This is a genomic window from uncultured Roseovarius sp. (genome assembly GCF_913054395.1).
Taxonomy (GTDB): domain Bacteria; phylum Pseudomonadota; class Alphaproteobacteria; order Rhodobacterales; family Rhodobacteraceae; genus Roseovarius.
In genome coordinates this window covers 1-12,901 of record NZ_CAJXIP010000102.1, presented here as the reverse complement: position 1 = coordinate 12,901, position 12,901 = coordinate 1, and the positions used below count along the sequence as shown (strand labels likewise).

12 protein-coding genes are annotated in these 12,901 nt (G+C 61.3%); 9 read left to right on the top strand and 3 right to left on the bottom strand.

Annotated features, from left to right (window positions below):
• Positions 1–528 (top strand): MATE family efflux transporter (locus QZ522_RS13510; protein WP_294612478.1); only part of this gene is annotated, 528 nt, incomplete at its 5' end.
• A 74-nt stretch (positions 529–602) separates the two neighbouring features.
• On the opposite strand, the gene QZ522_RS13505 is transcribed toward QZ522_RS13510, so the two are convergent.
• Together QZ522_RS13505 and QZ522_RS13500 are read right to left on the bottom strand one after the other, a co-directional pair.
• On the bottom strand, positions 603–2,237 hold the full coding sequence (locus tag QZ522_RS13505; RefSeq protein ID WP_294612474.1) for a hypothetical protein: 1,635 nt from the start codon (positions 2,235–2,237) through the stop codon (positions 603–605).
• Between the two features lie 68 nt (positions 2,238–2,305).
• Positions 2,306–2,983 carry a thiamine diphosphokinase gene (locus tag QZ522_RS13500; RefSeq protein WP_294612472.1) on the bottom strand — a complete coding sequence of 226 codons (678 nt, stop codon included), beginning with the start codon at positions 2,981–2,983 and terminating at the stop codon, positions 2,306–2,308.
• A 233-nt stretch (positions 2,984–3,216) separates the two neighbouring features.
• Between QZ522_RS13500 and QZ522_RS13495 the strand changes: the two genes are divergently transcribed.
• The 8 genes from QZ522_RS13495 (at position 3,217) to QZ522_RS13460 (ending at position 12,180) form a co-directional block, all read left to right on the top strand.
• Complete coding sequence (locus QZ522_RS13495) at positions 3,217–5,277, top strand: hypothetical protein (protein WP_294612470.1); 2,061 nt, start codon at positions 3,217–3,219, stop codon at positions 5,275–5,277.
• Between the two features lie 140 nt (positions 5,278–5,417).
• Entirely contained in the window at positions 5,418–6,803 is a 1,386-nt protein-coding gene (locus QZ522_RS13490) for a hypothetical protein (RefSeq protein WP_294612466.1), read from the top strand.
• A 160-nt stretch (positions 6,804–6,963) separates the two neighbouring features.
• Positions 6,964–8,208 carry an ABC transporter substrate-binding protein gene (locus QZ522_RS13485; protein WP_294612484.1) on the top strand — a complete coding sequence of 415 codons (1,245 nt, stop codon included), beginning with the start codon at positions 6,964–6,966 and terminating at the stop codon, positions 8,206–8,208.
• Positions 8,209–8,233: 25 nt separating this feature from the next.
• Positions 8,234–8,851: a hypothetical protein gene (locus QZ522_RS13480; protein ID WP_294612481.1), complete on the top strand. Its 618-nt coding sequence runs from the start codon at positions 8,234–8,236 to the stop codon at positions 8,849–8,851.
• Between the two features lie 63 nt (positions 8,852–8,914).
• Positions 8,915–9,841 (top strand): branched-chain amino acid ABC transporter permease, encoded by a 927-nt coding sequence (locus QZ522_RS13475; protein ID WP_294612463.1) that lies wholly within the window; start codon positions 8,915–8,917, stop codon positions 9,839–9,841.
• Positions 9,838–10,782, top strand: a complete 945-nt coding sequence (locus QZ522_RS13470) for a branched-chain amino acid ABC transporter permease (protein ID WP_294612460.1) — start codon at positions 9,838–9,840, stop codon at positions 10,780–10,782. The genes QZ522_RS13475 and QZ522_RS13470 overlap by 4 nt, the downstream gene beginning before the upstream one ends.
• Positions 10,779–11,498: an ABC transporter ATP-binding protein gene (locus QZ522_RS13465; RefSeq protein WP_294612457.1), complete on the top strand. Its 720-nt coding sequence runs from the start codon at positions 10,779–10,781 to the stop codon at positions 11,496–11,498. Before QZ522_RS13470 ends, QZ522_RS13465 begins: the two co-directional genes overlap by 4 nt.
• Positions 11,485–12,180, top strand: coding sequence for an ABC transporter ATP-binding protein (locus QZ522_RS13460; RefSeq protein ID WP_294612454.1), 696 nt, complete (start codon positions 11,485–11,487; stop codon positions 12,178–12,180). Before QZ522_RS13465 ends, QZ522_RS13460 begins: the two co-directional genes overlap by 14 nt.
• Here the strand turns inward: QZ522_RS13460 and QZ522_RS13455 are convergent.
• A complete protein-coding gene (locus tag QZ522_RS13455) occupies positions 12,177–12,617 on the bottom strand; it encodes a GNAT family N-acetyltransferase (RefSeq protein WP_294612452.1) in 441 nt (146 codons plus the stop codon). The genes QZ522_RS13460 and QZ522_RS13455 overlap by 4 nt on opposite strands.
• Positions 12,618–12,901: the final 284 nt, after the last annotated feature.

Here is a 12,901-nt window from a genome sequence, read left to right as displayed (position 1 = left end):
AATCAGGTATTGCTGCAATTCCTGAGCATCACCTCGCATGCGCTGGACGGGTTTGCCTTTTCCGTCGAGGCGCTTGTCGGGCAGGCCTATGGCGCGCGCAACCGGGCGCAGCTGCGGCGATCTGCGATCCTGACAAGCCAATGGGGGCTGGTGGTCTGTGTCGTTCTGGCGGCGGGCTTTGGCGCGTTCGGCGGGACGATCATCGACCTGATGGCAAAGGCGCCAGAGGTGCAGGACACGGCGCGCCTCTATCTGATCTATTTGGTGGTGGCCCCGTTGCTCGGGCTTGCGGCCTATATGTATGACGGGGTGTTCATCGGCGCCACGCGCAGCCGTGACATGCGCAACATGATGGCGGTCAGCCTTGTGATCTATGGCCTCGCGGTCGCGGTGCTTATGCCGGTGATGGGCAATCACGGGCTATGGTTGGCGCTGTTGATAAGTTTCATCGCGCGCGGCATTACCCTCGCGGTGCGCTATCCGGCGCTAGAGCGGGCGATCATCGACGACAGCGCGGCACGTCCCTAGGCCAGCGGCGGGGTGTTCAGGTCGTGCCGCCCGCCTGCCGTGAGTTTCCGATCTTCGCTGAGGCAGGGCCGGTATCAGTCTGGCGTGCGCAGGCGTGAGTTCTGCACAAGCGCCACCGCCAGCAACGGAAGCCCCACCGTCAGCGCCGTGACAAGGATCAGGAGAATCCCGAGATCGGTATAATCCGCCGGTGTGGTGATGGCGCCGGTGACCGGATCGGTGACCTCGCGGGTGATCAGGAACACCTCGTTGAGGTACTTGGTAAACAGCGAGCTGGCCGATAGCGCCAGATTGGTAAAAGAGGCCATCACGGCAAAGAACGTGGCCTTGAGGTTCGAGGGCGCGTTGCGCGCGATCCAGGCCAGCATCGGGATCATCGCGATCTGGCCCAGGGGCGATTCAATGGCGGTATCGAGAATGGCGATAAAGCGGGCATCGACCACGCCGCCGGTCATCGCGGCGGTGATGTCCTGAATCCCATAATACAGCCCGATATTGGGCAGCGACATAAGCCCCCCCGCCAGCGTCAAAAGCACGACGATATAGACAATCGGGCGATTGGCCATCAGCGGGCGCAGCACCACCATCCCGACCAGCGTCAGAACCGAGGTGATCAGCGACAGGATCGACAGGAACTGTTGATCGAATCTCAGCACGTCAATCTCGAACCAGGTCAGGCCATCGCCGGGGCGCGGGGTGGCGCGAAAGATGAAGATCACAAGCGCGGTGCCGATCAATGCGCGCGCCTTGGCCGGGTCAAGCACCGACACCAGCTGTCGCATCAGCAAAAGGACAATTGCCATCGACCCGGCAAAGATGATCTCTTGCCCATAGGGCACATCCCCAAGGCCGATGGTCAGCGACAGTGCCACGAAGCCCGCGCCGCCGATGAAATACCACGGGTTGGGGGTGGTTTTCTCGTCCGCGCGCTCGAACAGGGTATCGGCCTCGGCGTCGCTCAGGCCATGGCGCAACAGGTTGCGGCGCATGCGGATTTTCTGAACCGCGGCAAGCACCACGCCCGAGACCGAAACCACCGGGATCAAAAGCGCCACGAGATAGATATTGGAATAGGCGGCGGATTTTGCCGCGGCATCCAGCGCCTCTATGCCTTCAAACATATAGATATTGAGCATCGCCACCGCGACCGTGCCCGAGATAAGGGCAAAGCGGCCAAGTGTCTGCATGGTGGTGTGCATCGCGCGCGCATCCTCAAGCGGGATCGGTGTGCCGCTGTCCTCAAAGCGTGGCACGGCCTCGACCGACATGGCATCGGCAACCGCGTCCTGAATGACAAGGCCGCTTGGCGCCAGAAGGTAAGAGGCGACATACCACGCGCTGATCGGCATCGCCGTCCTCATCATCTCGGGCTGGGTCAGCACCAGATACATGATAAAGACCGACAGCCCGATAAGCCCGGCGCCGAGATAGACCAAAAGCCATTTCCAGCGCCAGAAGATGTCGACCAGATGCCCCAGCGGCATCTTGAGTGCCCAGGGCAGCCCGGCCCAAAAGGCAAGCCCGGCAAGGTAGGCGGCAGACAGATCGAGGTATTCCTTCACAAAGAAGGTGCCGACGATCATCGTCAGCCCGGAAAACCCTGCCGCGAAATAGATCATCAGCGGCGGCAGGAAGGTCCAGCGCATCTGACGGCCAAGATCAAAGACAACCGCGTCGATCCAGGTGCCGATAAGTTTGAGCGGGGTCATTCTTTGCCTGTCCTGCCTGCTTTTGATCCGAGTCTATGCGCGCAGGTCTGACGGTGCAATCATTGTGCTCAACTGGGGCCGGGCCAGCGGGCGCTGCTGGCGCTCAGGGCGCGGGCGGCTTCCTCAAGGGCGGATTGCGGCAGGATCACCAGCATTTTGGGCGCGGTCAGCGAAAGCTGTACCGGCCCAAGCGCGGTGTTCGAGGTGCCGACGCGCCCGTCAGGGGCAAAGTTCAGCCCGCCGATCGGATAGCAAAGCCCGTCCGATATCCCCTCGACCGCGCCCATCGGGAAAAGCGAGACCGGGCAATCGGCATCAAGGTCAAGGGTAATCGAGGGCGGTGCCAGAAACACAAGCTCTTCGCGACCCAGCAGAATGCAGCGCTGCCAGGGGTGGCGTACCAGCGTATTATAGGCCGCCAGCTGATGGTCAAGCCGCTCTCCGGAAAACCCGATGCCGATAATCAGCGGGCTGACGATATGGCCAAGGCACTTGTCGAAATCGGTGCTGTCCTGATCCGCCATCGGGTGTTGTGCGGCTTGCGGAATGCGGGCGCGTGCCGCATCAGAGATGCTGTCAAAGTCGCCGATCACGGCCTGTGGCATCACATCATGGGCAAGGGCTGCATCCGCGCCGCTATCGGCGGCCACCACACGCGGGGCAAGCTTGCGCGCCCGCGATAAAAGGGTAAACGTGATCTCAGCCCCTCCAATCAGGGTGATTGGTTCATTTTCGCGAACAATCATCGTATTATCGCCTTCATCGTTGCGCTCAGGTAGTGGATGTCACATTCTGACCATGAAATGATACGGTAAAAATCTAGGAATCGGGCGTCTTTCGTCTTGTGTGTCATGGTAAACCCTGACTTTGCAGGCAAGCAAAGCGAGCAAGTAATATGGTTGGTTCAAGCAAGATTCTAACAGTTTCCTACGGTACGTTCTCGTGCACGCTGGAAGGTTTTGACGATTCATTTGATACAATGAAAGCGATTGCGGAATATTTCCGTGATCTGGCGGCTGATGACCGGTACTTCGGGGCAGAGCCACCTACCCCGGATGCAGAGATGCTGGCGCGGATCGCCGAGCGGGAAGTCGCGCGGCGTGTCCAGGCCCATGAAGAGCAGGGCAAGATCGTGCTGCGCGCCGAGGCCGGAGAGGCTCTTGGTCAGGCCGTCGCCCTGACCGACGCGCCAACGGCGAAAGCCCCGGAGGCCGAGGCCAAAGCGTCCGAGCCAGCGCCGGAAGAGACCAGCGCCGCGCCCGAGTCGGCCCCGGTCGAAGAGGACTCGCCTGTAGACATGGCCGAGGCCGCGCATGTCGAGACACCCGAGGGTCTGGAAGAAGAACAGCCCGAGATTGCGGCGGACCAGGAGTCAGAAGTTGAGACTGCGGCTCAGCCGGTGCCTGCCGAGGAAGAGCCTGCACAGGCCGCAGTGACAGAGATCGAGGTTGCCGAGGTCGAGGTTGCAGAGGTTTCGCTGGATCAGGACAGGCAGGAAGAGCCCGCCGTGCTGCTTGAGGGCGACAGCATCGCTGCCAAGCTGAGCCGCATTCGGTCGGTTGTTTCAGATGCTGAGAGCTTTGGCGACGACGAATATAGCGAAGACGAGCACGCAAACGACTTTGTCGATACGACGGTCGCGGATCTGAACGCCGCTCTGGCCGAAGATGATCTCGACGCGATCTTGGCCCGCGCCACAGCCGAAGATGCCGTCGAGGACGAGACCGGGGCTGCATCCGAAGAATTCGACGCGCCGGGTGAAATGGATGCCCAGGCAATGGCGGAGGATGACGAGGCGTTCGACGTCCCCAAAGAGTTTGGCACTGATTCTGAATTCGAGGACACGCTGGCCAGCCTTCTGACCGATTCGATGCCCGAAGATGCGCCCACGGCTGAAGCCGTCGCAGAGGCCCCTGAGATTGAGGCCGAAGATGTTGCGCAAGCCGAAGACGAGGCCGATCCTGAAAGCGCGCATGTGATCAAGATAAAGCGTGCCGAATTCGAGGCTGCCGTGGCCAGCGGGCTTTTCCAGGAGGACGACGCTGACGACGATCAGGCGGAAATCGGTGACGGCAATATCTTTGAAGATGAAGGTGCCTTCCTGAGTCCCGAAGAAGAGGCCGAACTTCAGCGCGAACTGGCCGAAGTCGAAGCAGAATTTGAAGGTGTCGAGGCGAACGCGTTTGACGCGCTTGAAGATGAGGCCGAGGATAAGGACGAAGAAGAGATCGAGGCCGCCCAACAGGATGTTATCCTGGATGACGACAGCGACGATTTCGAGGACGAAGCCGCGATTGAACCCGAGGTCGAGGTGGCGTCGGAAGAGACCGATGCGCAGCAACCCGAACAGCGCCGGTACAGGCTGGAACGCGCGGAAACGTCGTCTGATCTGACACGGATTTTCGACGAGACCGACAACCAGCTTGACGCCCCCGCATCAAGCCAGCGCCGCAACGCGATCCAGCATCTGCGTGCCGCCGTGGCCGCAACCCGTGCCGAAACCAAGGCTGGTTCGGAGTTGCGCCGTGGCGTAGATGACTCGGCCTATCGCGACGATCTGGCCAATGTTGTCCGCCCGCGCCGTCCGCAGGCACTGTCCGAGGCGGGGCGCTCTGCGCGGCCCGAAGAGACGCGCCCTGCGCCGCTCAAACTTGTAGCCGAACAGCGGATTGATGCGCCGCGCGATCCCATTCGCCCGCGCCGTGTCCTGACGTCCGATATCGCGCCCGCAGCGGCCAAGGCAGACAGCAATAGCGGTTTTAGCGCCTTTGCCGAGGAAATGGGCGCGACTCAGCTTCCGGAATTGCTTGAAGCGGCGGCCGCCTATCTCGCCGATGTCGAGGGGCGCCCGCAATTCTCGCGTCCGATGCTCATGGGCAAGTTGAAAGAGATCGAACAGGAAAATTTCTCTCGCGAGGACGGATTGCGCTCGTTCGGTCAATTGCTGCGGGAGGGTAAACTGCAAAAGCTGGCCGGTGGGCGGTTTTCCGTCACCGAAGAGACCGATTATCGCGGTCAGGGTGCCCGTCACGTCGGCTAGGCCCAGGTATCAGTCCCAAGAACAAAGCCCTCGGCATCACCTGCCGGGGGCTTTGTTTTGTGTATCCTGCGATGATTTGGCGCTTTCTTGCGCCGGGCCAAAAGGTAGGATCGGCGTGGATCGAATGAAAGGGCCAAGACATGCGGGCGATCGCCCTCGGCGGGATTCTGGTGGTTCTGATGGCGCGCGCGCTATGGGCGCACGCCTCGGAGCAGGGGTTTGTTTTGTTGTTGCCGACGGATGCCTATATCGCGGCGGGGGGCGCTACCGTGGCGGTGACGGTTGTTCTTTTGGCGCTGTTGCCCGAGCGCCTGGCGGTGGCGCTGTTCCGGCCTGTGACGATGATGCGCGGCCGCGGCCCTGAGTTGCGGCACGTGACAAGCGTTCTGGCGGCTGTGGGGCTTGGCGTGCTGGTCTGGCGCGGGCTTTCCGGGTCGCGTGATCCGCTGGTCAATCCGATGCCGCTTTTCGTCTGGGTGGTCTGGTGGATCGTAATGGTCTCGGTGCAGGGGCTGATCGGCAATCACTGGCGCTGGAGCAATCCCTGGACCGGCCCGGCGGCCCTGCTTGGCCGCCTGACCGGCATGCGCGCGCCCTGGCGTTACCCCCGCAAGCTGGGGGTTTGGCCGGGGGTGGCGCTTTTCCTGGCCTTTGCCGGGTTTTTGCTGGCCGATCCGGCCCCGGCCGATCCGGCGCGGCTTGCGGTTATTGTCGGGCTTTATTGGCATGTCACGCTGGCGGGGCTGCTGGTATTCGGGCCGGTCTGGATGGTGCGGGCCGAGCCGCTGACCGTTTTGATGCGGGCCTATGCGCGCATGGGGTTGTTGGGGCGTGCGCGTGGGCGGATTGCAATCGGCCTGTCCGGCTGGCAGGTGGTGCGCGGGCCGAAGATCGGGCTTGGGATGGCGGTGTTCATCCTCCTGATGCTTGGCAGCGGCAGCTTTGACGGGTTGAACGAAACATTCTGGTGGATGGGCCTTCTGGGCATCAACCCGCTTGAATTCCCTGGTCGCTCCGCCGTGATTCTGCCTAATGTGGTGGGACTTTTGGTAGCCAACTCTACGCTGATTGCCGGGTTTCTGGGATGTTTGTGGCTTGGCGAACGGATTGCCGGGGGCACAGAGCCTCTTGTTGCCGTGTTTGGCCGCTATGCGCCGACGATCCTGCCGATCGCGCTTGCCTATCATATTGCGCATTACCTGACCTCCTTTCTGGTGGACGGGCAATATGTGCTCAGGGCGCTCAACGATCCGCTGGGGCGGGGGGCGGATCTGCTGGGGCTTGCCGATTATCATGTGACGACCGGATTTCTGAATACGCCGGGCACGGTCAAGGTGATCTGGCTGGCGCAGGGGGGCACGGTTGTGGCGGGGCATGTGATTGCCATTCTTCTGGCCCATGCCGTGGCGATGCAACATGTCCGAAACACCCGGCGCGCGCTGCTGGGTCAGGCGCCGCTGGCGCTTTTCATGGTGCTTTATACCGTCTTTGGCTTGTGGTTGCTGGCTTCGCCTCGCGGAGTGTGATGCGTAAAAGGCTGGACAAGGGGGGCAATGCTTCGCAGACTTGGCGGCAACCGGCAGATTTGCCGCGTGTTTCGAGATCAGTGCAGAGGAAACCGCCATGAGCACCCCGAAAAACCGCCCCGAGACCAAGCCCACAGGCACTACCACCCGCCGCGGTGCGATGAAAACGCTGGCCGCGGGACTTGGCGCAGCCAGCCTTCCGATGTGGGCACGCTATAGTCATGCGCAGACCGCCGAACCGATCAAGATCGGCTTTCAGGTCCACCGCACCGGCATCGGCGCGGCCTATGGGCGCTGGTACGGGCGCACGACTGAGGCGGCGGCCAAGCTTATCAATGACGGCGGCGGCATCAATGGCCGCATGGTCGAGATCGTGGCCGAAGATGACGGCACCGATCCCAAGCGCGGCGCCGAAGTGGTCGAGAAATTCGCCAATCAGCATGGCTGTGACATTGCCTTCGGGACCCTGTTCAGCCATGTGGTGATCGGCTCTGCACCGCGCGCGGGCGAACTCAAGATGCCTTATTTCGTGGTCTCCGAGGGGCATCACGTCGCCAGCGGCATGCTGAACCGCTATACATTGCAGCCCGGTATTACCGACGTCAAAAGCCAGGTTCAGGCGATGGCGCCTTTCGTAGCGCAGAACCTTGGCAAGAAGGTTACCATGGTGTTTCCGGATTTCGCATTCGGCCATGACCACCGCGATTTCTTTACCCAGGCGATCGAGGCACAGGGCGGCGAGGTGCTGGCGCATATCGCAATCCCACCCTCCGAGACGTCCTTTACCAAGTATTTCCCCAAAATTCCGCGCGAAACAGAGGTTCTGTATCACGTGATGGTGGGCCCGGCGGTTCTGACCTTCGTGAAGGAACTGGGTGAATTCTTCGGTCCCGCGCGACCGGAAATGTTCGGATTTATCGACAGCCTTGAAGCGGTGGCCATCGACAGCCCCGGCCTGGAATACCTCGAAGGCACCTATTTCTGGGAGGGCAACCCGCGCCATGCACAGGCAGATCAGTCAGAGCACGACAAGTTCTTCCGTGCCGCCGTCGGCGTGAATGATCGTGGTGCGTCAATCAGCGATCCGAGCGATGTGTCGACCTATGCGCATATGTTCGGCTGCTGGGAAACGCTGCATGTGATCAAGGCCGGAATGGAGGCCTCGGGATATGCCGGAACACAGGATCGCGCGGCGCTGATCGAGGCGGTCGAGGCGATGACCGACATGCCCGAAAGCCGCGCGCATCCGCAGGGGGCGAAGCTGTTCAATGGCAAGACCCACCAGGTGTTCGGGCATCAGTATATTTCCAAGGTCACAGGTGGAAAATTGCTGCGGGTACACACGACATCCATTGAGGACACGCTTTATCCCGATGAGACGGATTACACGACGCAACCGTTCTGATGGGGCATTTTCTTTCATGAAGAAAATGATCCGGAAAATTCGCCGAATTTTCTGGGGTGTCGCGGTTTTGGTGGTGGCGGGCTGTGGTGCGCCGCCACCACCGCCCGAGGCGGGCGATGTGGCGCGCCTGGCCATTGAGATCGGCGCGCTTGGCCCCGGAGTCGATCCCGCAGAGGCGCGGCGTGCGGCGAAGGTGGCCTATGAGTATTCCCATCAGCTTGCCCTTGAATATCAGATCACCGATCCGCCGATCATTCACAATACCAAGGTCAATATGGGGCTCAAGCCGCGCGGGCTTTGTTGGCATTGGGCGCGCGATATCGAAGCGCGGCTGAAACAGGAGAACTTTCAGACGCTTGATTTGCATCGCGCGGTGGCCAATAGCGACAATGCCTTTCGCCTTGAGCACAGCACGGCGGTGATAAGTCGGCGGGGTGATACTTTTGCCGAGGGCATCGTGCTTGATCCCTGGCGCAAGGGCGGCACGCTGACCTGGGTGGCCACCAGGGATGACCGTTGGTACAACTGGGAGCCGCGCAACGAGGTGGTCGCCCGTCAGCTTGAACGTAAGCATGGCCAGATCGTCACCGTCACGAAAGATCAGCGTATCGTCATGGGGCAAAGCGAGTTTAAGGCGCAATAATCGCCATCCGGGCGCGGAACGGGCTTGCCCCCTATGCCGATGCCGGGCAATCCTTGCGCCAGAATGGATTTAGGCCCTTACATATTGCTGGCCTCGCTGGAAGGCGCGATCACGGCGGCGGTGCTTGCGCTTACGGCGGTCGGGCTATCGCTGGTTTTCGGCGTAATGCGGGTGGTCAACATCGCACATGGCGAGTTTTTCATGCTGGGTGCGGTGATAGCCTGGTGGATTGCCCATAGCCTTGGCGGTCATCCGGTGATCGGGTTTTCTGTGGCGCTGGTGGCGGCGCCGCTTGTTGTCGGGGCGCTTGCGGTGGCCGCCGACATGACGATTCTCAAGCGGCTGAACTATGACCCCGAGCGCACCATCGTGGCCACGATTGGCGTGCTTTATATCATTCAGCAGATGACGCTGATGGGCTATGGCCCCGATGCGCGCCCGGTCGAGCCGCCGTTTAACACGCGGCTGGCGATCCCTTGGGTTGAGCATGGCGCAGAGGGCTGGGCGATGATCTGGCCCTGGGGCCTTGGCACCACAAGTTACAAGCTTGCCGTGATCGGTGCAGCGGTGGTTCTTTTGTGCGGAGTCTGGATATTGATGTCGCGCACGCGCTTTGGCCTTGTGATGCGCGCCACGCAGGCGGACCGCGACATGGCGCTGGCCTTTGGCATCCCGGTCGAGCGGGTTTATGCCCTTGTCTTTGGCCTGGGTGCCGCGCTTGCGGCGCTGGCCGGGGTGTTGATCGTCCCCATTCAGCAGGCGCATTACCTGATGGGGGCGGACCCGCTTTTGCTGTCGTTCATCGTGGTGATTATCGGTGGGCTCGGAAGCTTGCCGGGCACAGTGTTGGCCGCCGTGTTGATCGGGATGAGCGATGGGATCATCTCGGTCTTTTTCTCGCCGACGCTGGCCAAGATTCTGGCGACATTGCTTGTCGGCCTGGTTCTTGTGTTCCGCCCGCAGGGCCTTTTCGGGGCGCAGTCGGAATGAGCGGCGGCGCGCGTGCCTTTGCGCTTCACGGCGGGCTGATCGTGCTGCTGTTTGTGCTGCAATTCGTGCTGCCCGCCTATCACCACGGCAATCTTGCGCGGATCATGGTGCTGGCCAGTTATGCGGTCGGCTATAATATCCTGTTCGGCTATACCGGGTTGCTAAGTCTCGGCCATGCCCTGTTTTTTGCGGCGGGCATGTACGGTATGGGCCTTGGCATCCAGCATCTCGGCCTGACTCCGGCTCCGGCGCTTTTGCTGGGGCTTATGGCGGGTGCGGCGGTTTCGGGGGCGCTGGCGCTGTTGGCGTTGCGCACCACCGGCGTGGCCTTCATGATCGTGACGTTGATGTTCGCGCAGGCGGGGTATCTGACGATCCTCTATTTTGGCGAATATACCCGAGGCGACGAAGGCTTTGTGATCCAGCAGGCGCAACGCATGCTCTGGGGGATCGACCTTAGCGATCCGGGGAGCCGGTATTTCGCGGCACTTATCCTGTTCGGAAGCTGCCTCATGCTGAGCCTCTGGATGGTGCGTTCGCCGTTCGGCAAGGTGCTGGTGGCGATCCGCGAGAACGAGGAACGTGTACGCATGCTGGGCTATGACATCTTCGCGCATAAGCTGGGGGCGATGATCATATCGGGCACCATCGCGGCGGCGGCAGGGGCGTCATACGGGTTGTTGTTCGGCTATGCGGGGGCAAGCTTCGCCTCGGTGCAATATTCCATCTTTCCGCTCTTGTGGGTTCTGCTTGGCGGGGCCGGAACGGTTCTTGGCCCCTTTATCGGCACGTTGTTCATGTTCTACCTGATCGACCTGAGTTCCGGCGTGACTACCGCCTATATGCTGATCGCCGGCGTGGCGCTTGTGCTTTTGACACTGTTCGCGCCGCAGGGGTTGATGGGCGAATTGCGTCGCCGGGTCTGGCGGGGTTTGCCATGACGCTATTGGCGACGCGGGGATTGTCGAAACACTTTGCCGGACTGCGCGCGGTCGAGGGGGTGGATTTCGATCTGCCCCAAGGCGAGGTGCGCGCCCTGATCGGGCCCAACGGGGCGGGCAAGACCACGCTGGTCAGCATGATTTGCGGGCGAATTTCCCCCTCGGGCGGGCAGGTGATCTTTGAGGGCCGTGATATTACCGCGCTTCCGGCGCATAAGCGGATCATGCTGGGCATGGCCTATACCTTTCAGATCACCTCGGTCTTTGCCGGGCTGAGCGTTGGCGAAAATGTCGCCCTTGCCGCACGGCGGCGCCTGAAGGGCGCGCAGGTGGGTGAGGCGGTGGATGACGCGCTTGCGCGGGTCGGCCTGTTGGATCGCAAGGCGCAGGAGGCGGGGGATCTGTCCTATGGCCACCAGCGGCTTTTGGAGATCGCGATGGGGCTTGCGCAATCGCCGCGCTTGTTGATCCTCGATGAGCCGACACAGGGATTGGCCGAGAGCGAGATCGCCGAGTTCAAGGCGCTGATCCGCGAATTGGCGGGCAAGACCACGATTCTTCTGATCGAACATAACATGAGCGTGGTGATGGAGCTTGCCGACCGGATAACGGTGCTGAATTTCGGCGAGGTTCTGGCCGAAGGCACGCCGGATGAAATTCACGCGAATGGCGAGGTTCAGACCGCCTATCTGGGGGGGGATGATGCTTCGACTTGAGGGGATCAACGCCGGATATGGCCGCGCGCAGGTGCTGCGCGACCTGAGCCTTGAGGTGGCGCCGGGTGAAATCCTGTGCCTGTTGGGGCGCAATGGCGCGGGCAAAACCACCACGATGCAGGCGATCATGGGGTTGTTGCCCCTGATGTCGGGGCGAATCCTGCTTGACGGGCAAGAGGTAAGCAGCCTTCCGGCCTACCGCGTGCCGCGCTCGGGCATCGGTTATATCCCGCAGGGGCGGCGTTTGTTTGCAGAACTGACCGTGGCGCAAAACCTTGAGATCGGGTTGCGTGCGCGCAAAAGCGGGCCCGAGGTTCTGGATGAGGTGCTGACCCTGTTCCCGCGTCTGCGCGAGCGCTATGACCAGCGGGCGCAAACCCTTTCGGGTGGCGAGCAGCAGATGCTGGCGACGGCGCGGGCGCTTTGCCTGCGCCCCAAGGTGCTTTTGCTGGATGAGCCGACCGAAGGCCTGCAACCCTCGATGATCGAGGCAATCCGGCAGGTGATCGTCAAGATGCGCGATGAAGGCGTTGCGATCCTGTTGGTCGAACAGCGGGTTGATGCGGTTTTATCGGTGGCCGACCGGGTCGCCTTCATCGAGAATGGCCGCAACACCGAGACATTGCCCGCCGAGGCGCTGCGTGCGGATCATTCCATCGTGGATCGCTATGTCGGGGTTTAACGGCTGTACTTGATAAACGGCGTCAGGGTGCCGATCCGGTCATAAAGCTGGCGCGCCTGTGCGTTGAACTCCTGAGTCAGCCAGTAAACCGACGGACAGCCATCCCTGTCGGCTTGCGCATAGACCGCCTCGATCAGTTTGCGACCAACGCCCATACCGCGCGCCTCGGGGGCGGCGAACAGATCCTGAAGGTAACAGACCTTTTCGATCCGCCAGTTGTGCGGATGATAGATGTAATGGACAAGGCCGACCGGATTGCCATCGCTGAGCGCCAGAAATCCATTCTGATCCGGGTAATCGGACGAGCAGAGCCGCGAGAAGGTGGTATTATAGATCGTATCGGGCAGGGTGGTTTCATAAAACGCCAGATAGTCCCGCCAAAGCGGCGTCCATCTGGGTTTGTCACCGGTCTGGATGGGGCGGATCGTGATGGTCATGGGCGGCCTGATCTTTGGGGGCATAAAGGATCAGTTTGTGCCTAAACCCATGTCAGGGAAAGCAAAATCGCGCCTCATTTCGGGGCGTTTACGCCAGCGGCGGCTGGCGTCATCTACTCTGGCGGGTGTTGGTGCGCGCCATGACACGAGATGTTAGAATTTTCGGCGTGCGACGCTTACTGCGCCGCTACCGCCTGAGGGTCGGCGAGCGTCACGATATCCATCATGATGGTGTTCAGCTCAAAGTCCTTCGGGGTATAGACCCGCGCCACGCCCATTTCACG

Coding starts and splice junctions, on each gene's coding strand:
- QZ522_RS13495 (WP_294612470.1), top strand. CDS start 3,217: ATGAAAGCGATTGCGGAATATTTCCGTGATCTGGCGGCTGATGACCGG.
- QZ522_RS13455 (WP_294612452.1), bottom strand. CDS start 12,617: ATGACCATCACGATCCGCCCCATCCAGACCGGTGACAAACCCAGATGG.
- QZ522_RS13460 (WP_294612454.1), top strand. CDS start 11,485: ATGCTTCGACTTGAGGGGATCAACGCCGGATATGGCCGCGCGCAGGTG.
- QZ522_RS13475 (WP_294612463.1), top strand. CDS start 8,915: ATGGATTTAGGCCCTTACATATTGCTGGCCTCGCTGGAAGGCGCGATC.
- QZ522_RS13465 (WP_294612457.1), top strand. CDS start 10,779: ATGACGCTATTGGCGACGCGGGGATTGTCGAAACACTTTGCCGGACTG.
- QZ522_RS13470 (WP_294612460.1), top strand. CDS start 9,838: ATGAGCGGCGGCGCGCGTGCCTTTGCGCTTCACGGCGGGCTGATCGTG.
- QZ522_RS13485 (WP_294612484.1), top strand. CDS start 6,964: ATGAAAACGCTGGCCGCGGGACTTGGCGCAGCCAGCCTTCCGATGTGG.
- QZ522_RS13505 (WP_294612474.1), bottom strand. CDS start 2,237: ATGACCCCGCTCAAACTTATCGGCACCTGGATCGACGCGGTTGTCTTT.
- QZ522_RS13480 (WP_294612481.1), top strand. CDS start 8,234: ATGATCCGGAAAATTCGCCGAATTTTCTGGGGTGTCGCGGTTTTGGTG.
- QZ522_RS13500 (WP_294612472.1), bottom strand. CDS start 2,983: ATGATTGTTCGCGAAAATGAACCAATCACCCTGATTGGAGGGGCTGAG.
- QZ522_RS13490 (WP_294612466.1), top strand. CDS start 5,418: ATGCGGGCGATCGCCCTCGGCGGGATTCTGGTGGTTCTGATGGCGCGC.